18 protein-coding genes are annotated in these 19479 nt (G+C 69.4%); 7 read left to right on the top strand and 11 right to left on the bottom strand.

Annotated elements, in window-relative coordinates:
• Positions 1-19: 19 nt before the first annotated feature.
• Positions 20-781 carry a class I SAM-dependent methyltransferase gene (locus tag GWK61_RS17865; protein WP_194909518.1) on the bottom strand — a complete coding sequence of 254 codons (762 nt, stop codon included), beginning with the start codon at positions 779-781 and terminating at the stop codon, positions 20-22.
• 180 nt (positions 782-961) lie between these two features.
• Between GWK61_RS17865 and GWK61_RS17860 the strand changes: the two genes are divergently transcribed.
• The 3 genes from GWK61_RS17860 (at position 962) to GWK61_RS17850 (ending at position 4498) form a co-directional block, all read left to right on the top strand.
• Entirely contained in the window at positions 962-1627 is a 666-nt protein-coding gene (locus GWK61_RS17860) for a dihydrofolate reductase family protein (RefSeq protein WP_194909517.1), read from the top strand.
• Between the two features lie 149 nt (positions 1628-1776).
• The gene (locus tag GWK61_RS17855; RefSeq protein ID WP_194909516.1) at positions 1777-1989 is read left to right on the top strand and encodes a hypothetical protein; all 213 of its coding nucleotides are present in this window, start codon (positions 1777-1779) and stop codon (positions 1987-1989) included.
• 196 nt (positions 1990-2185) lie between these two features.
• Positions 2186-4498, top strand: coding sequence for an MMPL family transporter (locus GWK61_RS17850; protein WP_194909515.1), 2313 nt, complete (start codon positions 2186-2188; stop codon positions 4496-4498).
• An 82-nt stretch (positions 4499-4580) separates the two neighbouring features.
• Here GWK61_RS17850 and GWK61_RS17845 read toward each other — a convergent pair whose 3' ends face one another.
• A complete protein-coding gene (locus GWK61_RS17845) occupies positions 4581-5279 on the bottom strand; it encodes a TNT domain-containing protein (protein ID WP_194909514.1) in 699 nt (232 codons plus the stop codon).
• A 210-nt stretch (positions 5280-5489) separates the two neighbouring features.
• On the opposite strand from GWK61_RS17845, the gene GWK61_RS17840 reads away from it, so the two are divergent.
• From GWK61_RS17840 to GWK61_RS17830, 3 genes are all read left to right on the top strand, one after another.
• Entirely contained in the window at positions 5490-5852 is a 363-nt protein-coding gene (locus tag GWK61_RS17840) for a hypothetical protein (RefSeq protein WP_194909513.1), read from the top strand.
• A gap of 127 nt (positions 5853-5979) precedes the next feature.
• Positions 5980-6957 (top strand): hypothetical protein, encoded by a 978-nt coding sequence (locus GWK61_RS17835; RefSeq protein ID WP_194909512.1) that lies wholly within the window; start codon positions 5980-5982, stop codon positions 6955-6957.
• Between the two features lie 348 nt (positions 6958-7305).
• A complete protein-coding gene (locus GWK61_RS17830; protein ID WP_194909511.1) occupies positions 7306-9438 on the top strand; it encodes an alkaline phosphatase family protein in 2133 nt (710 codons plus the stop codon).
• Positions 9439-9468: 30 nt separating this feature from the next.
• On the opposite strand, the gene GWK61_RS17825 is transcribed toward GWK61_RS17830, so the two are convergent.
• The 9 genes from GWK61_RS17825 to GWK61_RS17785 are packed head-to-tail and all read right to left on the bottom strand — an operon-like array spanning position 9469 to position 18300.
• Positions 9469-10464, bottom strand: coding sequence for an aminotransferase class I/II-fold pyridoxal phosphate-dependent enzyme (locus GWK61_RS17825; RefSeq protein ID WP_194909510.1), 996 nt, complete (start codon positions 10462-10464; stop codon positions 9469-9471).
• Positions 10461-11849: a nucleotidyltransferase family protein gene (locus tag GWK61_RS17820; RefSeq protein ID WP_194909509.1), complete on the bottom strand. Its 1389-nt coding sequence runs from the start codon at positions 11847-11849 to the stop codon at positions 10461-10463. The genes GWK61_RS17825 and GWK61_RS17820 overlap by 4 nt, the downstream gene beginning before the upstream one ends.
• A gap of 11 nt (positions 11850-11860) precedes the next feature.
• A complete protein-coding gene (locus GWK61_RS17815; RefSeq protein ID WP_194909508.1) occupies positions 11861-12148 on the bottom strand; it encodes a phosphopantetheine-binding protein in 288 nt (95 codons plus the stop codon).
• Entirely contained in the window at positions 12145-13341 is a 1197-nt protein-coding gene (locus GWK61_RS17810; RefSeq protein WP_194909507.1) for a class-II aminoacyl-tRNA synthetase family protein, read from the bottom strand. The genes GWK61_RS17815 and GWK61_RS17810 overlap by 4 nt, the downstream gene beginning before the upstream one ends.
• 12 nt (positions 13342-13353) lie before the next feature.
• Positions 13354-14505 (bottom strand): acyl-CoA dehydrogenase family protein, encoded by a 1152-nt coding sequence (locus GWK61_RS17805; protein ID WP_323747624.1) that lies wholly within the window; start codon positions 14503-14505, stop codon positions 13354-13356.
• Positions 14502-15545, bottom strand: coding sequence for a pyruvate kinase (pyk, locus tag GWK61_RS17800; RefSeq protein ID WP_194909506.1), 1044 nt, complete (start codon positions 15543-15545; stop codon positions 14502-14504). Before pyk ends, GWK61_RS17805 begins: the two co-directional genes overlap by 4 nt.
• Complete coding sequence (locus tag GWK61_RS17795; protein ID WP_194909528.1) at positions 15542-16312, bottom strand: hypothetical protein; 771 nt, start codon at positions 16310-16312, stop codon at positions 15542-15544. The genes pyk and GWK61_RS17795 overlap by 4 nt, the downstream gene beginning before the upstream one ends.
• Positions 16309-16977: an adenylate kinase family protein gene (locus GWK61_RS17790; protein WP_228562494.1), complete on the bottom strand. Its 669-nt coding sequence runs from the start codon at positions 16975-16977 to the stop codon at positions 16309-16311. Before GWK61_RS17790 ends, GWK61_RS17795 begins: the two co-directional genes overlap by 4 nt.
• Positions 16978-16995: 18 nt before the next feature.
• A complete protein-coding gene (locus tag GWK61_RS17785) occupies positions 16996-18300 on the bottom strand; it encodes a hypothetical protein (protein WP_228562493.1) in 1305 nt (434 codons plus the stop codon).
• Positions 18301-18822: 522 nt separating this feature from the next.
• Here GWK61_RS17785 and GWK61_RS17780 point away from each other — a divergent pair.
• Positions 18823-19464, top strand: coding sequence for an LmbU family transcriptional regulator (locus GWK61_RS17780; RefSeq protein WP_194909504.1), 642 nt, complete (start codon positions 18823-18825; stop codon positions 19462-19464).
• The last annotated feature ends 15 nt before the right edge of the window (positions 19465-19479 follow it).

The raw sequence follows: 19479 nt of genomic DNA, 5'->3' as shown, positions 1-19479 counted from the left end.
CTGGAGTGCTGGGCCTCGTTCACTGGCCAACGCTCGCGGTGGCGAGTACTCGGCGGGTCAGGTCGAAGCTGGGCAGTACGCGGAGCGCCTCGTCGTGCAGGGACTGCAGGGCGGGATCGTCGCCGGGGTCGAGGCTCGCGGCCTCGTCCCACAGCGCGCGTTCGGTCGAGCACCATTCCGGACGGTCGCGGACCTCGACGTCGACGAACCCTGCCTGCTTCAGCGCCGACTCGGTGTCGACCACCCGAATCAGCTTCATGACACGCTCGTCGGTGCGGTCGAGGGCTTCCCAGGTCGTGAGGGCGACGCGGCCGCCAGGGGCGAGCACGCGGTGGATCTCCTGGAAGGATGCGACGTCCGACTTGAACTGAATCGAGTCGACGCACACGACGGCGTCGACCGACGCGGCCGGCAAGCCGGTGTCCGCCAGGTCGCCGACCCGGAACTCGGCGTCGATGCCGCGCTGCTGCGCGAGCCCCCTGGCCTGCGTGATCGCCTCGCGGGAGAAGTCGACACCGGTCAGCGTCGCGCCGGTCCGCGCGGCGATCTCCAGGCCGTATCCGCCGCGCCCGCACGCCAGGTCCAGCAGCCGATCCCCCGGTTGCAGGCGCAGGGCCTCGACTACCTCGGCCAGGCCGTCCCAGGCCAGCAGGCTCGACGATAGGACGTGGGCCGGCAGGCCCAGGAACCGCCGCTTGACCTCGTCCCCCGACGACGTGACGGCCATGTTCGCGTACCACTGGTCGAAGTCCTCGGCCGAGGGTGGCCGTCGCTCACTCATCTCAACGTACCTCCATACCTCGGGCCGGTGACGCAAGCAGCCTACGAGGCGGGTGCCGACTGGGCGACCGCGGAACCGGCGTATCGATTTCCGGCTGGTGCGGCGCGCCCAACCCCATTTCGTCCCATATCTCACTAAAGTCGGCGAGGTTGCACCCCAGCACAGCAAGGAGCCACCGCGATGCCCCTGGTCCGCGTCCACAACTTCTCGATCTCTCTGGACGGCTACGGAACCGGCGAGGACCAGACCTTCGAAGCCCCGTTCGGCACCGCCGGCCAGCGGCTGACGAAGTGGCTCCTGGCCACCAGCACCTTCCGTGCCATGTTCGGCCCGCGCGGGGGCGGTCGCGGCGTCGACGACGCTTTCGCCGCCAGGTGGAACGAGGGAATCGGCGCCGAGATCATGGGCCGCGCCAAGTTCGGCCCGCAGACCGGCCCGTGGAAGGACGACGACGACTGGAAGGGCTGGTGGGGCGCCGAGCCGCCGTTCCACACCCCGTGCTTCATCCTGAGCCACCACCCGCACCCGCCGATCACGATGGAAGGCGGCACCACCTTCCACTTCCTCGACGCGAAGCCGGAGGAGGCGCTGCGGGTGGCACAGGAAGCGGCCGGCGATCTGGACGTGCGGATCGGCGGCGGGCCGACCACGGTGCGGGAGTTCCTGGCCGCCGACCTGATCGACGAGATGCACCTGGTGGTCGTGCCGATCGTGCTGGGGCGCGGCGTCCGGCTCTGGGACGGGCTGGAAGGGATCGAGGAGCGGTTCGACGTCGAGACGGTGGCGAGCCCGAGTGGGGTCGTGCATCTGACGTTCCAGCGGCGTCCGAGGGACCAGGCCGCGTAGGGATCAGGCCGCGACCAGCGCCTTCCGCACAACCTCCGCCGGCACTACGTGCACCAGTTCGACGGCGGTCCGCGGCCGCACGCACTGGGTCGCGTGCATCGCCTATTCCCGCCTCGGCATGCCCACCGCCGCCCGCCGCCACCTCGATTTTGGCCCGCACCGGGCTCACCGCAGGCCACGCCCCGCTGACCGAGACCGAACTGGTCCGGGCCAACCTCGTCCGGGCCGAGGCCCTGGCCGCGGTGGACCGGACCAAGGAGGCGCTGGCGCTGCTGCGGCAGACGGCGACATTGTGCGACGAGCTCACGGCGTACGAGTTGGCCGTGCGGGTCTGGAAGCGGATCGACGCGTTGCGGTCCTGAGGCTGACGCCCTGACGCCCCGGCGGCCCCGCACGCGCGCGCCCGCCGCACACGGGGTCTAACAGCCCTCTTAGGGGTGTACTTAGTTACACCGTCAAGACACCACCTAGCCCTATGTCTCGCTGACCTGGTCTTTTCTACCTTTGAGGACGTACCGGTGACCCGCACCGGTGGTCCCGGAGGGGGTAGGAGAGACGATGACTCGCGAACGCAGCGTCGCCGCCGCGCTAGGCGGCTGGAGCGCAAGGCATCGGAAGACGGCCGTGTTCGGCTGGCTCCTTTTCGTGGTTCTGGCGACGGTCGTCGGCGGCGCCGTCGGGCAGCAGGGGCTGACCGACGCGCAGAACGGCGTCGGTTCCTCGGCGCAGGCGCTGCAGATCCTGCAGAACGCCGGGCTGTCCGACCCGGCATCGGAAATGGTGCTGGTGCACAGTGCGTCGCAGACCACTGACGCGGCATCCTTCCGGACGGCCGTGGACGCAGTCGTCTCCGGGGTGCAAAACACCAAGCAGAGCGCGCCGATTCAGAGCCCTTACAGCGCCGGCCTGATCTCGAAGGACAAGCACTCCGCGCTGGTCGTCTTCGACGTCGTCGGGGCCCCCGACAAGGCGTCCGACCACGCGCAGCCGATCCTGGACGCGGTCGCGAAGGTCCGCGCTCAGCACCCTGACATGAAGTTCGACGAGTTCGGCGACGCCTCGGGCCAGAAGTGGCTGAACGAGTCGCTGGGCAGCGACTTCAAGCGCGCCGAGTGGACCGCGGTGCCGCTGGCCTTCGGCATCCTGCTGGCCGCCTTCGGCGCGCTGATCGCCGCCGCGCTCCCGGTGCTGCTGGCGGTGACCGCGTTCGTGGCCGCGCTCGGGCTGCTCGACCTCATCTCGCACGCCATCCCGGTGGCCTCGACCTCGACCTCGGTGATGCTGCTGATGGGCCTGGCGGTCGGCGTCGACTACTGCCTGTTCTACCTGCGCCGGGAACGCCAGGAGCGGGCGGCCGGCCGGAGCCCGCAGGAGGCGCTGAACGTCGCCGCGGCCACCTCCGGGCACTCGATCCTGGTCTCCGGCATCACCGTGATGGTCGCGATGGCCGGGATGTTCCTGACCGGCATGCACATCTTCGACGGCTTCGCCCTCGCCTCCATCCTGGTGGTGGCCATCGCGATGCTCGGCTCGGTCACCGTGCTGCCGGCGCTGCTGTCGATGCTCGGCGACCGGATCGACTGGGGACGGCGCAAGAACCGGCGCCACCGCTCGGCCCGCCAGGCCGGCCCGGCTTACGCAACCGTCCAGAGCTACCCGATCAACCCGGGATACCCGGGCAGCCCGACCAACGCGGCCTACCCGGCGCACCCGGCCCGGCCGGCCCCCGCGAAGACTGATCGCCTCTGGAACGCGACCATGGCCAAGGTCCTCAACCACCCCAAGTTCTTCGCCGCCCTCGCCACCGGCGCCCTGATCGTCCTCGCGATCCCCGCGCTCGGCATGAAGACGCAGTCCCTGAGCGTCAACCAGCTCCTGCCCGCCAACAGCCCGCTGGTCCAGACCTACAACGAGATCAGCGCCGAGTTCCCGGCCAGCCCGTCGCCGGGCATGATCGTGGTGCAGACCCCTGATGTGGCCGCGCCCGCCGTCACCCAGGCCGTGGAGGCGTTCAAGACCCAGGCCGCGGCCGACGGCGCGCTCGGCTCCGGGCCGGTCCAGGTGACACCGTACCCGGCGCAGCACGTCCTGAAGATCCTGTTCCCGGTCGCCGGCCGGGACGCCGACGCCCAGGCCGTCGCGGCGATCACGAAGATCAGCGACACGATCGTCCCGCACACCTTCGGCGCCATCCCGCACACCACCGCGGCGACGGGCGGCTCGCTGGCCCTGAGCACCGACTTCAACCGCCAACTGGACCGCAGCCTGCTGCCGGTGTTCGTGTTCGTGGTCTCCGTGACCTTCCTGCTGATGCTCTTCGCCTTCCGCAGCTGGGTGATCGCGGCCACCGCGATCGTGCTGAACCTGCTGTCCACGGCGGCGGCGTACGGGGTGATGGTCGCGGTCTTCCAACACGGCTGGGGCGCGGGGCTGGTCGGAACCAAGGCCGTCGGCGCGCTGGAGTCCTGGATCCCGCTGTTCGTGTTCGTGGTCCTGTTCGGCCTGAGCATGGACTACCACGTGTTCGTGGTCTCCAGGATCCGCGAGGCGCGCGAGCGCGGCCTGAGCACCAAGGACGCGGTCGCCCACGGCCTGCGCGCCACCGCCGGCGCCATCACCAGCGCCGCGGCGATCATGGTGGCGGTGTTCGCGGTCTTCGGGACGCTCGACATGCAGGACTTCAAGCAGCTCGGCGTGGGGCTCGCGGTCGCGATCCTGCTGGACGCCACGGTGATCCGCGTGGTGCTGCTGCCGACGGTGATGATCCTGCTCGGCGAGCGCAACTGGCGCCGTGGTCGCAAGGGGCGGCAGACGGTGACACCGGGCCCGGCGCTCCAGCCGGAGGTCGTCGGCAGTCCGGTCCGGAACTGAACGCAGAAAGCTGAAGCGCTCGGCTGGGTCATACCCAGCCGAGCGCTCTACGTTTTGGGCGCGGGCGCGGAGTCCCGACCGGTCAGCCGATCCGCCCCAGATAGCCGTTGTTGACCAACCACATCACGTTCAGCTGGCTCGGCGCGCCGGGCACGAGCGTGCTGTCCAGCTGGTACTGGAGGCCGCCGCCGGGCTGGGCGAACCACGCCGCGATGGGACCCGCGTCCACGGTGAACGGCTTCAGCACCTGGTAGTCGTGATAATTGCAGGTGGCGGCCGGATTGCTGACGAGGCTCTGCGGCGGAATGGAGCGCGCCGCGTAGGGAAGGCCCGCAGGCGCCAGGAAGGACCCGTATTCACTGCCGAACCGGTCCATGTCCGTACCGGGCGGCAGCGTCAGGTGGAACTCCAGCGGCTGACCGTTGGGGGCGATCACATAGCCGTTGTCGGGCGGGTAGATCCAGCCGCCCGAGCCGCCGTTGGCCGCCGGGTTGTAGTAGGTCGCAAGGAACTGCGAGGCCGCCAAGCCGCCGGTGCGCTGATAGCCGATCAGCTCGAAGCCGACGGGACCCCACTCGGGCAGCGTGTTCGGCCCCAGGCGCCGATCGCCGTCGAAGAAATCCGAGGAACAGCTGTCGGACAGGTTCGCCGCAGACGTGACGGAGGTGCCGGCGGTGGACGCGGTGGATGCAGTGGACGCGGCGGCGGACGCGGTTGCAGGCACAGCCGCGGCTGCCAAGCCCGCGGCGCCCAGGACAAGTGCCAGAAGGGTTCTACGCATGCGGATCACAGAAGCCTGATACGGCGCGGCCGTCAATGCGAACGGGTCCACGTCACTCGAAAGACGTCATCGCGGCGCACGGCGGCTCGGGGAAAACACCGACGACAGGTCTTGCGACCCGGACACCCCCGATGCAGCATCACCAGTGAAACAGAACCCTGAAGCAAAGCCCTGAAGCAGGATCCTGACTCACACCCCTGGGAGGCCACCATGTCCGCAGCGCACCGCTCGGCGCGCCGCGCCGCCGTACCGCTCGCCGCGCTCCTCACCGCCGCCGCGTTCGGCATCGCCACGCCGGCGCACGCCACCAGCCTGTACGCCTCAGCGGACTGCTCCAGCAGCGGAGGCGGCCACTTCGTCTGCGTCGCCACGGTGACCGGCGGGACGGCACCCTACGCGTACTCCTGGACCCCCATCTACAACGCGGCCATCAGGGGCGGCGCCAACGGCCAGGTCGTGATCGGCGTGTGCGACGTCAACCGCCAGGGGTCGCTGGACCTCACCGTGACCGACAGCACCGGCGCCACATGGGACACCACCGGCGGCCTCGACTGCTCCGGGGAAGCCCCGTAAATGGTCCGTCGGACCCACCGAACCACATGGTCGGCCGGGTAAGCGCGCCGGTGCACTCCGTCGTCGCAGCCTCAACGTTCTGAGCGGCGGCGCGTCCGTTCGTGCGATCCTCTGAGATCCTTTTGTGGTGCAGCAGCATTCAGAGCGTCAGACTTCCCCGGCCCGCCGCACGAACACGCCGCAGATCCGGACGGACACCACTGCACGCCCGGGCCCTGCCACCGCCGATTCGATCCTGGCGCTCCAGCGGTCCGTCGGCAACGCCGCGGTGAATCGGGCCCTCGGTCCCGTGCAGCGTGTGGCGGACGCCAAGGAAGTCCTGACCAACTCCCACTGGCAGGCGCGGGCCGGCAACAACCCGCCGGTGGCCGCCAGCGCCGGCGGAAGCAAGCGGGATCTCGACGACGTCATCAAGAAGGTGGCGCCCGACCTGCTGGAGCGTCTGCGGCGCGAGGGCAGAGGCGCGGCGGGACAGAAGCAGCTGAAGCTGTACCGGACGATGGACTCCGACGAGGCCGAGGCGATCCTGGCCTGGAAGGGCGCCGGCAAGCACGCGGGCACCGAACAGTGGCTGCGGAGCTCGGGAAACAGGTCCGCGACAGCCTTCCACGCGGCCAAGACGGCCCCCGACTCCCAGATCGGCGCCATGCCGGTCAAGAAGCACCTCGGCGACTGGGAGCAGGCGCACCACTACTACAAGCTCAACCACGACCGCAGCTACGACGAGGCGGCCAAGGGCAACACAGGCCGCCGCGTCCCGGAGGCAGCAAGCCGCCCCAGCCAACGCACCCTGGAATTCACCCTCAAGCCCGGCGCCCACGAGGTGTTGTTCAGCCCTGACTACATGGCCCCCGCCAGCGAGGGCGAAGGCCCCGCGAACCTCCGGAGGGCCTTCCCCGGCCGCACGTTCCAGACGGGCTCAGGGAACGAAGGCGGCCTGCCCGGCTACGTCGGAATGAAGTCCGAGCAGCACGGCGACTTCAGCCTGCACGTCGGCTCCAACACCGAGGCGACGCAGCTGCTGTTCCAGATGTTCCTCCAGGACGTCCGCGACGTCACGCCCAAAGCCAGCCGGCAGTGGCACGACACGACGGACAAGTACTGACGAAGAGCCGGTATTCGCTTCCTGCGTCCCGCCCGCGAAACCGAAGTCTTCGACGATCTTCCGGTTCCCCGCCATCTCCGGTTCACGGAAGAGCCTTGATCGCCGCGCCTACTAGAACGCAAAAGTTGTACAGCCAACTTGGGCGCAACGAGATGGCACTCCCATGTCGTGAGCCGGAGTTCTGCCACGCCACGGCTCCCTAGCCGCACCGCCACCCGGCCACCCGACCCCTCGCTCACCACCCTCCGGCAGGTGCCCCGACTGAGCCGGTGACACCTCCCGCCTCCACGAGCGGGTCGGGCCGCGGCAGCCGTTTCTGCGCGTCCAAGTCCTCTGTCAGGAGATTCCATGATCCGCAATCCGAACGCCCCCGACCCCGACTCGACGCTTGGCGCGACGTCCGACGCGACGTCCGACTCGACGCCCGGCAACAGCCCCGAGACCGCCACCGGCGCTACCCGCCGCCGCTTCCTCCAGGGCTCCGGCGTGGTCGCCGGGTCGCTCGTGCTCGGCGGGTTCGCCGGGGCCGGCAGTGCGCAGGCCGCCGCGGCGACGGGCCGGGCCGCTCTGCCGCGCGGGTTCAAGGGCGACATGTCCGACCTGAAGCACGTCGTCATCCTGATGCAGGAGAACCGGTCCCTGGACCACTACTTCGGCGCGTTCCCCGGCGTGCGCGGCTTCAACGACAAGCAGGCGCTGCGCTTCCAGGACGGCACCAGCGTCTTCCAGCAGAAGGGCACCGGCGGCCACGTCGTGACCCCGCAGGTCGACGACGGCGCGTGGGGCAACGATCACGGCGCCTGGGGCGACGTGAACCACCGCAAGTGGGACCTGTGGGTGCAGCACAACGGCGCCAGCTGCATGAACTACCACAGCAGCGCCTACATGGGCTTTTACCACTCGGTCGCGGCGCAGTACACGATCGCCGACCAGAACTTCTGCTCCGAGTTCGGTCCGACCGACCCGAACCGCAAGTACCTGTGGAGCGGCACCTCCAACAGCGAGACCGGCAACACCGACGAGTCCAACTACTCCCGCCCCTGGATCACGGTCGCCGAGCAGCTCCAGCAGGCCGGCATCGACTGGCGCCTCTACTCCGACAACAGCGGCGACGGCCGGCAGGGCTACGTCAGCAGCTGGATCGGCGACTACGGCGACAACGAGCTGAAGTACTTCAAGGGCTTCGAGCCGGCCGGACTGAGCGCCGACGATCCCAAGCTGAAGCCCGGCACCGGCCTGATCTGGCGCGGCAACGCCGCCTACTACTCCGGCACCACCACGCCGAACGACGACTCCGACGTGAACCTCGACGCCGTCCTGAAGGACCTGCACGACGCCTGCCAGCCCGGCGCCGAGCACCCGCTGCCGGCCGTCTCCTGGATCGTCGCGCCCTACGGCTGGTCCGAGCACCCCGGCGCGGACACGATGCACGGCGAGCGCTACACCAAGAAGGTGCTCGACATCCTGCAGAGCAACCCCGACATCTGGAACCACACCCTGTTCATCCTCAACTACGACGAGAACGACGGGAAGTTCGACCACGTGCTCCCGCCGTGGCCGGAGGCGGGCACGGCCCACGAGTACGCCGGCGCCTACCCCCTCGGCTTCGGCCCGCGTGTGCCGATGCTACTGGTGTCGCCGTGGACCCGCGGCGGACACGTCGCCTCGGAGGTCTTCGACCACACCTCGACGATCAGGTTCCTCGAAGTCTGGGCGGCCTCCCTGGGCAAGCCCTTCACCTGCCCCAACATCAGCGACTGGCGGCGCTCCATCGCCGGCGACCTGACCAGCGCCATCGACTTCGCCCACCCGCAGCCGGGCCCGGCCGCCTTCCCGGACCCGCTCGCCGAGAAGCCGGTGTCGATCAGCGCTGACCACATGACGCCGCGCGCGCTGAGCTTCCAGCCGCACGCCACGCTCTCCGAGGACCGCAAGGCCGGCACGGTCACCGCCACGATGACGCTGGCCGGCGGCCCGACTGGCAAGGCTCTGAGTTTCCAGGTCTTCCCGGACAAGTACCAGCCGTTCTCCAGCACCCCGTTCACGGTCACCGAGAAGAAGTCGCGCACGTACGTCTGGGACGCGAAGGCCAACGACGGCAAGTACGCGTTCTCGATCTACGCCAACGACGGCTTCGTCCGCTCCTTCGCCGGTCAGCTCGCGCCCGCCGGCAAGCACGACGGGGGCCTTCCCTGCGTGCAGGCGGACCTGGTCAAGGGCCACGGCAAGAGCCGCGCCGAGGTGAAGTTCACCCTGCACAACGACGGCACCAAGCGGGTCGCGTACACGCTGACCGCCAACGACTACGCCGGCGAAACGCGGCATGTCTCGGTCGCCCCCGGCGAGACGCGGGTCGTGACGTGGCCGACTCTGCAGGGCTACTACGACGTGGTCCTGACGGTCGACAGCGACACGACGTGGACGCAGCGCTACGCCGGCCGGGTGGCCACTTCGGCGAAGCATTCGCACCAGCACGACTAGCCCGACTATTCCCCTAGTCCCCGACGATGCTCAGTCGAAGAGCACCGGACTGAAGCCGCCGACCTTCGCAAAGACACGCGCAGCCTCGGCGGCTTCAGCGACCGTCACGCCGGAGAACGCCAGCCGCAGCGCGGCGATCGGGGTCCGGAACGCGGCCCCCGGTGAGGCCCGGACGCCGGCGTCGGCGAGTCGACGCAGCGCGGTCGGCTCGTCCATGGTCGAGTGCGCGACAGTGAGGTGCGGGGAGTTCCCCTGCCACTCGGGCGTGCCGGTGAGCTGCTGGAGGAAGGCGCGTTTGGCATCGAGCGTGGCCTCGACGATGTCTGATCGCAGGGCATTGATGGTATGCGCGTCCAGGAAGCGGGCCCAGCAACGTTGCCAGGCGGTCGGCGGGCCATCGCTGGTCAGTGGCCGGGCAATCGACGCGGCATCCGGGGCCACGAACCAGCCGAGGCGAACGCCCGGCCCCACGAGCTTTGCGAGAGACGTGACGATCCACGCGCCCTCTGGAACGGGGCCAGGGCGGCCGTACCAGCGGTAGACCTCGTTGATCACGACCGGCACGCCGGCAGCGATGCGGTCGGCCAGGACACTGATCTGCTCCGGCCCGAGGCTGCGACCATCGGGGTTGCGGAACGGGTTGGTCAGCCACAGCGGGACGATCTGCGGCACGGCGCCGAGATTCGACCATGCCCGAGCCTCGACGGAGATCGCGGCGCCCATGATCTCGGGCACATCAGCGAACGTCGGCACCTCTACGACCATCGGAGCCCGTCCAGCTTCGGGTACAGATGCGGGTGCCACCACCGCCCAAACTGTGGCGAACTGCCGTACCCCGCCGGTGACCACCGTCCGTTCCGGCGGTGCGCCGAACAGCTCTGCCAGCCGGTCGCGCAGCTCCGGTTCTCCGAACGGTGCCGGGCCGCGCCACCATTCGGGCGTGCGGAGGGCCTCCTGCTGGCAGTGTGCGAAGCGCTGCGCCAGGCGGGGCGACCAGGGGCGCGGCGGGCCCGTCAGGTCGATCATCCGGTGGACCCGGCGGCCTGGCGGATCACCTCTTCGTCGAGCACGTAGTCCACCGTGCCGATGAAGACCTCGCCGTCGATGCGGAAGTAGGTGCCGGCTGGCGACTCGAAGCGTTCGATGCCGGGGTCGAGGTCCAGCGTCGCGACGCTCGGTGCTGCCGCGCCCCCGCCGCCCCCAAAGCCGCCGCGACCCGCCACCAGCTCCAGCGCCAAGTCCACCGGCACCAGCCGCACGCACGTCCACGGGTTCAGCTCAATCGCCTTCGCCGCCTCGCGCCGCGCCGGCGCCCCCGCCCCAGCCGGAGCCGGAGCCGCTGTCAGCTTCAGCCGCTTCCGGTAGTACGAAAACGCATCCGCCGCCACCCGCACCGCCGACACCACCCCATACTCCCGCCGCGTGGCGAAAGCGTGCACCGTCGTCCCCAAGCACCGCCGGTTCCAGTCCGCGGTGTCGGGCCGGGGCCGCGGCTCCAGCGTCGGCCGGACCGGGATCTCCCGCAGCCGACGCTCCTGCTCCGCAGTCAGCGCCGTCGAGCCGCGCAGCGTCGCGGCGATGAAGCCGAAGAATCCGTCCAGATGCGCCCCCTGCAGCAGATCCGCGAAGCGCGCCGTGTCGAAGCCGGGCAGCGACAGCGCCATCAGCACGTCGTTGGTGTCCTTCGCCGTCACGAAGTAGTCCCCAGCCGCATTGTTCACAATGCACGCCAGGTTCTCCTCCGGCGCCAGCACATGGAACCCGGGCTTGTCCGCCCAAAACGCGTCCGCGATCCCGAGCCGCCCGCAGTGCCGCACCGAATAGTCCCCGAAGTGGATGTCCACGTTCAGCAGATCCGGCCGATCCGGCGGCGCGACCAGCGCGATCTGCCCGTACACCACCCGCTCCCGCGGATCGACCTTGAACCACGGCAACTCATACTGCTGATACCGGTACCCGTGCACGACCCGCAGCTCCGTGGCCACCTTCGCCGCATCGGCACGGTCCCGCAAGAACAGGTCGATGTCATTGAAGTCGCGCACCGACCGGTCCGGATACATCGTGTGCGCGCCGATCCCCTTCCCGCCGAACACCGGAATGCCGAGGTCCAGCGCCATATCCTCGACCCGCCGCAGGTTCGTCTCCAGCACCTCGTGCATGAAGCGCAGCCGCTCGACCTTGCCCGACAGAACACTGACACACTCGCGCACCACAGGGTCCGTCTCGGCAACACCGGCCAACCGCCGCGAGACCAGCGTGCGCATCCGCAGCGCGTCCAGGAACTCGGCCGCCTCGGTAGCGCCAAGCGCCCGGATCGCCTCGACACCGCGCTCCAACGGCTCGCGCGGCTGCATGCTGGACAAGCTTCTCAGGGCCGAAAGATGCTGCTCGCGGCCGTTCTTCCTCGCCATCGGGGTCTCCTCTACTGATCCGCTTGCTGCTCGGCCGACGCCCCCGCACGCTCCAACAGCCCCCACCAACCGCCGATGTCGGCGTTGGTCAGGGACGCGAGCAGATCGTCCGGAATCGTGACGCCGAAGGCCTGCTCCAAATCGAGCAGCAGCCCGACGGTCGCCAACGAGTCCAGCCCGCGCTCGGCCGGGTTCAGCTCAGCCGTCATCTCCTCACCCTCGCCGAGCGTGAGATAGGAGCGGAACAACTTGTCAAAGCTCTGTGGCCAAGGAGCGGCCGGCGCACTGTGCTCAGTCATGGATGCCTTTCATCAAGCAGCTCGCGAATGCGGACGGGCCAGCGGTCCGGCCGAGTGCCGTACCGGCAGAAGAAGGCGAACGCGAAGCGCTCCAAACCGAAGCCGACGCAAGCGCTGTACGCGGTCCCACCATCCGCCAGCGCGATCCCATACGGCTCGCCGAAAGTCGTGCCATGGACGTTGAACGAAGCCGCCGCGACCGTCCGGCCGTCCTCCACCTGCAACCGCAGCTCGTACTTCAACCGCCGCAACCGCTGCGCCAGCATCCGCGTCGGCACCTCAGCCCCGGCAAAGAACGGATCGCTGGCCGGCTCCACATGACCCGCCAGCCCCAACTCCTCGACGAGCGCGCACGCGGCGTCCAGGAACTCCTGCCGCTGCCGGGCCACCGTGGCAGCGTCCCCAAGAAAAACGACCTCCCGAATCGTGAAGTCCCACAACCGTTCCAGCGACCGGCTGTACCGCGACTCGAAGCGAAAGGACTTCCCGCGCGACGTCACCACGGTCGGCTCCGCCGGCAACCGGCGACCGGCGAACTGCAAGTACGTGTGGAAGCACATCGTCGGGGCCAAGCAGTACCCGGCATGCGCACTGCCGCGCTCGAACAGTTCGGCCAAATCTTCGACCCCTGCGACAGCGTCGGCGAACTCCCGATAGACATCCAGATCGGTGGACAGATGGCTCGCAGACAACACGAACTGCGGGAACGACGTCAGATACCCACCGAGACGCAGCGCCGAGGTACTGATCAACGTCGGATACCGGTACTGCACGGCCCCGAAGAGCTCGACGGCGATCCGCCGAACGCGCCGGTCCAAGGCATCCAGGACATCGGTGAACAACGCCCCGGTGGCCACAGCCCCCGGCCCCATCTCCACGACCGCGCCAAGCTCCAGCAACTCGTCATAGACCCCTGACACCGGCACGACCGGATGCGGCGACGTCCACACCGGCTCGGCCACCGTCATCCGCTGCGGCAGCACCTCGGCCCGGCTGACCTGGTCGAGCTTGCGAGCCAGGACGTCACGATCGGCGGCGCCGGCAGTCGTGATCTGCACGCCGGTCACCTGATCGCCGACGTGCACCAAGGTGAACGAGTCGATGTCGACGGCCAGGTAGTAAACGCGCTTGGCGAGTTCATCGGCCAGATGCGCCGGGAGCGGATCGGCGAGGTCGACGAGATAGGTCGGCACAGCGGTTCCCCCTCAGATCAGCGTCACGCCGCGGTCCAGCAGCGACAGCGCGCCGACCCCGACCGTCATGGTGTCGTCGGCGTGGTTCAGGGCGGCCGAGCGCAGGTCGCGGAACAGCCGCTCGATGCCGAGCTCGGAGTCCTTCAGATAGCCCGCGCGCAGCCCGGCGATCTGCATCATCCGGTGCGCGGCCTGGAAACTGAGCTCGGCCGCGGTGATCTTCAGGGTATTGAGTTGCAGCCGGATCCGCGGGTGGTCCAGCCGCGTGCCGTCGACCCGCGCCAGCTCGACCTCCTCGCGGACCCGGCGCAGGTAGGCGCTGAGCAGTTCCAGGTCGATCCGGACGCGCCCCAGCCGCTCGTAGAACAGATCGGTCCGGCTGTCGGCGCCGCGCTTGGCGGCGAACCGGGTGAGCCCTTCGAACGCACCCCGCGCAGCCCCGAGCCAGCACGCAGACCAGCCCAGATGCGACAACGGCACCATGCTCTGCCGCGCGACCTCACCGAACCCGCCGGGCCCGCCGACGAGGTTGGTCGCCGGCACGCGTCCCTTGAGCTCCATGCCGATGCTGTCCGTGGCACGCATCCCCAGCGCGTTCCAGCCGCTCGTGACCTCGCAGACCAGATCGGCACGGTCGGCGTAGACGAAGGAGACCTCTGATTCGGCGGCGTCCTCGGCGGCGCGCATCGTGATCAGGTAGCCGTCGGCGTGGGCTCCGCCGGTGACCACCGGCGCGGAACGCTCGATGAGCAGCGAATCGCCGTCGGCCCGCAGCGGCGACGCGGCGCTGAACAGGTCCGCCTTGCGGCCGCGCTCACTGGTGACCGAGGCGATGTAGCAGCGGCCGTCGGCGACGGCCGGTAGGACGGCCGCAGCCAGTTCGCTCGTGCCGTGGCGCGCGATCGCGTCGACCTGGAAGCAGTGCATAGCCCAGATCTGGCCCGTGGACAGGCATTGCGTGGACAGCTTCTGGGACACCTCGACGAACGCCGCCAGGTCGCCGCCGAGGCCTCCGTACTCATGCGGGACCAGCAGCCCCATCAAGCCGCTCTCCCGCAGAGCAGCCATCGACGCCACCGGAAAGGCCGACTCCTCGTCGCAGAGGGCTGCGTTGGCCCGCAGCACCGGCGCGACCTGCTCGACCATCGCAGAGAACTGGTTCACCAGCCCGCCCCCTCGTCCCGCTTCTCCTGCTCGGCGCGCTCGATGATGCGCCGCAACACCTGCACGGCGTGCACCGGATGGCTGCCGTACCCGGTCTCCCCGGTCAGCATCAGCCCGTCCGCACCGCCGAGGACCGCCGCCACGACGTCGGCGACCTCGGCCCGGGTCGGACGCAGCGCGGTCCGCATCGAATGCAGCAACTGGGTCGCGACGATCGACGTCTTGCCCGCGTACCGGCACTGGTCCAGCACGGCCCGCTGCACGAACGGCACCTCCTCGAACGGCAGCTCGACCGCCAGGTCGCCGCGCGCGACCATGAGCCCGTCGAACTCCGCCGCCAGCTGCGGCAGCCGCTCCGCGGCGGCCTGGTTCTCGACCTTGCCGACGACCGCCTGGTCGCCGGCCAGCGTCCGGACCGCCTCGGCGTCTCCGGGAAGGCACGCGAAGGACAGCGCGATCATCTCGACGCCGAGGTCGACGGCGAACTTCAGATCGTCGGCGTCGCGCTCGGACAGGCCCGGCGGGAAGACGGTGACGCCGGGGATCGTCAGGCCTCGACCATTGGTCAGGACGCCGCCCTCGACAACATCGCAGCGCAGTTCCTCCCGACCTACCTCGACGACCTCCAAGGTCACCGCGCCGTCGTCGATGAGGATCGCCGTGCCCACCGGCGTCGTGTCCGGATCCCACGGGAACGTCATCCACGTCCGCCGCAGCGCCGGCTCCCCGGGCTCGCGCGTGAGCACGACGCGGTCCCCGGCGTCCCACTGCTCCGTGCCGCCAGGCAGCCGGCCGATCCGGTTCTTGCGGCCCTGCAGGTCCGCCAGGAACCGGACCGTGCGGCCTTGTTCGCGCGCGGCCTCGCGGGCCAGCCGGACCGTGGACAGATGGCGTTCCCGCGTGCCGTTGCTCATGCTCAGCCGCACGACGTCCATCCCGGCGGCGACCAGCTCCTGGATCACCGGCCGGCTCTCGCTGACCGGGCCCAGCGTGGCGATGATCGAAGTCCGGCGGCCTTCGGGGCGGGAAGAGTCGGTCATGGATCGCTCCTGGTCGTTCGCTTGACGCTGCACCGATGGAACTCGCGGACGTAGCGCTGCGGGTCGGTGACCACGACCGGCGCGACCCCGTGCAGGATTCCGGCGTCCGGGAAGTTGTTGACGAAGATGATCTGGTCCGGACCCGGCGCACCGAGGTCGATCCCGGCCTCGGCCAGCACCTGCGGCACGTGTTCGGCGCGCAGCACCGGTTTGCTGCCCGGCGTGGGTTCGACCGACCAGTCGAAGAGGTCTGCGAAGCGAAGCCCATGACGCCGCATGAAGCCTCGGACGTCGGCCAGCAGCAGCGCACCGCCGTCGAAGCCCGCGACCGGGCCGTAAAGGTGGGAGAACAGCAGGGCATCGCGATCGCTGTGCAGGTCCTTGAAGCTCCACTCGCTGCCGTAGAGCTCCACAGGGATCGCGCCGTCAGAGGTCGTATTCACCTTGATCCGGTCGTGCCGACCGAACCGCTCAGCACCCAACCGGGACGCGCAGTTCTCCCAGACCTGCCGGAACAGTGCCTCGTGGAAGCTCCGCGCCAGATCGACATCGAGGAAGTCGGACAGCCCCTCGACCACTGCGGCACCGGGACCGGTGGCCCGATCCAGGAGATCGGTCACCGTCTCCACCAGCTTGTCCGGGACAGCGATGCCGTCGAGACCGTAGTCGTGCACGGTGATCGTGGCAGCCGCCAACGACGCCTCCACGACCGAGCCAGCAGGGATATCGGCCATAGCGTCGAACGCCTCGCGGCGCGCCGTCATCATGTCCACGCCGCGCCCCGTCCCGACGACAGCACCGTCTCAAGGTCCTTCTCCACGATCTGCGGATCGCGCAGACCGTCGATCAGGAACAGCCGGCCGGGCTCGTCGAACGAGGCACGGATCGCCGCATCGCAAGCCCGGTAGTCCGCGAGACGTCGGGTCAGTTTGTCGGCAGCATCGTCCTCGCGCGCTCGGACTTCGCCACCGCAATCCGGACAGTCAGGGCCCTTGCTCGCTGGGACGGAGGTTCCACAGCGCGTGCAGATCCCCCGGCCGACCACGCGTTCGCGCGCCGTCGCATCAGGGATGTCGACCACGATCAGCGCAGCCGGCCGCGCCCCGCATCCGTCGAGCGCGGCTGCCAGATCAGTGCACTGGCTCATGCTGCGCGGATAGCCCTCGACGGCCACCGCCCCCGTGCCACCCGGAAGCCGGGCGAGGAAGTGCTCGAACTCCTCGCGGACCTGTGCGTCGGTCAGCAGGTCGCCGCGCAGCAGGCTGTCGCGCACCGCGAGGCCGAGCGGGTCGGACGCCTCAGCCAGGCTCATCCCGTAGTCCCGGACGCCGAACCGGGCCAGCCACGGATGCCGTGCGGCCAACGCGATGAGCGCCGTGGACTTCCCGGCACCCGGTGGACCCGCGACACAGAACACTGACACCCCACGCATCGCCGATGTCACAGCCGCTCAGCCCCGATCCGGGACGGCGACACCCTCGTCGGCGAGCGCACGCCAGGCCCGGTCGATCAGCGCGGCGTCGACCGTGACGCGCTCCTCGGCGAGGTGGATCTCCAGCACGCGGAGCATCGCGTACAGCCGGCGTTCGGGCGTGGTGAGCAGCAGTTCTGTGAGGTGGTAGAGCTGGTTGGTGTCGGAGGCGGCGAGCGGCGCGTCGGGGAACGCGTCCCCCATCAGCGCGGCCAGTGCCTGCGGGCCGTGGTCGACGAGGAAGACCGTGAGCGGGTCGGCGTAGAGGTAGGAGACGGCCGACGGCCAGTCGGGGAAGTCGCGGACGTCGGCGCAGCGCCCGGGGTCGTTGCCCTCCAGGATCCGGGCTTTGCCGTCGTCGTCGATCAGGCAGGCCAGGCCGTCCAGGTGTACGACGGTGGGCCCGTTGTAGGTGCGGGCCGGGACTTGTTCGCCGCCGGCGTTCTCGAAGCGTTTGCCGAACACGTCGGCGCGGGAGGCGGTGGGGACGCTGATCGGCAGCCGGGACAGCTTGCGCTCGTTCATCCGGCCTTCGATGATCAGGTTCTTGTGGTAGGCCAGGACGGTGCGGCCGCCGGGGATCACGATGCGCTGCTGGTAGTCGTCCATCTCGGTCAGGTGCCCGCCGAGTTCCTTGGCGAGGTCGGCCATCGTGGGGTCGTTGTCCAGCAGCACCGAGCGGATGTAGCAGCCGACGTCTTCCAGGCCCGGCTCGCTCAGGATCCTGATGACGCGCGCCGCAGGTCCCACGCCGATCCGCTGCGCGTGGAACCAGTCCAGGCTGATGCGGACGGTGAACCGGGCCTTGGCCAGGTCCGGCGTCCGGTTGCGCCAGGCCTGGACCAGCCGCAGCAGCGCCGCGCGGGCCTCCTCGTCGGTCTCGGCGAAGTGCGCGCTGGTGATGAGCTCGATCTCGTCCAGGTTCGGGGAGTCGATCTCGGCCACGAAGCGCTCGCAGAACTCCGGCTCGACCATCGGCTCGCCGCCGCCGGAGAGCACGGCCTTCCACAGGCCCATGCTGTTCATGGTCCGCAGCACCGGTCCCGGGTCGCGGGCGACGCTGTAGCGGGTCATGCGGTTCAGTGACAGCGGGGAGGCGTAGTTGCAGTGGCCGCAACCGACCGGGCACTCCGAGGACGGCCACACATAACAAGTGGAGGCGTGGGTCGGGCCGTGCGTTCGGTATTCGGGCAGGGAATCCAGGATCTCCTGGCGCAACAAGTCCAGCGGCGAGGATTTCTGGGGAGTCTTGAGCACAGTTTGTCTGAACAGTGAATCAGGCATGAGATCTCCCGGTCCGGCGCAGGTCAGGGCAGATGGACGAGGACAAGTCGGGAATCGCGCGACGGCATCGGGGTACGCCGCGCCGGGTCCGGTGGAAATGCGCCGGACCTGCCCCGTGGCGCCACCAAGGTATCCATCCGGGATATCGGCCGTGTCCGGCTGGTGACCTTCGGATTATCCGCACCGGATTCCAAGCGCCGCAAGGCATTCTGAACGCGTGCTCGCGCCGTCTCGCCGGCGAGACGGCGAGCTGGGCCGACCGCTTGCCCTTGTTGTCAGCAAAGAGCCGTATTACACCGGTTCAGCGAGTCCTGGGAAGCGTTTCCCCGTGCGGACAGTTGCCTGATTTCCAAATTCCGTCTGGTTCTTGCTGACCGTTGTTGGGGGTTTGATGCATACTCGACCCCACGGGGACCACTGCGCCGAACGTCGATCAGAGATCTGATTCACCCGTTCGTCACGGTCCCTTCGGGCGCTGGAAACCGTCGCCTCCGGAAGGGATCGCACCGCGTGAGTGGGCACATGGCGTCGACTAAACCGCATGATCCGGCCGAACCCGCGCCGCCGCCGGATCCGGTGCGGGGCTACGGCATCGGCCTGGAGGCGGTCGCCGTCGTGGACCGCACCCGGCTGCAGCTGCCCGAGGACCTGAACCTGCAGGCCTGGTGCCGGATCGGGACGCGGCTGGTCACCGTGTGCGACTCCTCGGCGTGGTGGATCGGCGACTGGCTGGTCTTCGGCCACGACCGCTACCCGGACCGCTACCGGCGCGCCATGACCGAGACCACGCTGGACTACCAGACGCTGCGGAACTACGCGTGGGTCGCCCGCGCTTTCGTGCCGTCTCGCCGGCGAGACACCCTGACTTTCCAGCACCACATGGAGGTCGCGGCGCTGCCGGAGGTCGAGCAGGACCACTGGTTGGACTTCGCCGTGCGGCTCAAGTGGTCGCGCAACGAGCTGCGCCGGCACGTGAAGGCGAACGCCCGCCGTGCCGGTCGACGCGGCCCGGGGCACAATGTGAGCCTGCAACTGGAGCCGAGCCGCGAGCAGTACCAACGGTGGTTGGAGGCCGCCGAGCGGGAGCAGACCGATCTGCAGGAGTGGATCGTCGGCGAGCTGGACCGGGCCGTGCGCGCCGCTGCCGGATCCGGGCACCGGTGAGGGCGGCGGGAATGT

The sequence above is a fragment of the Catenulispora rubra genome, assembly GCF_015356825.1.
Lineage (GTDB): Bacteria > Actinomycetota > Actinomycetes > Streptomycetales > Catenulisporaceae > Catenulispora > Catenulispora rubra.
This window is presented reverse-complemented; position numbering and strand designations above follow the sequence as displayed.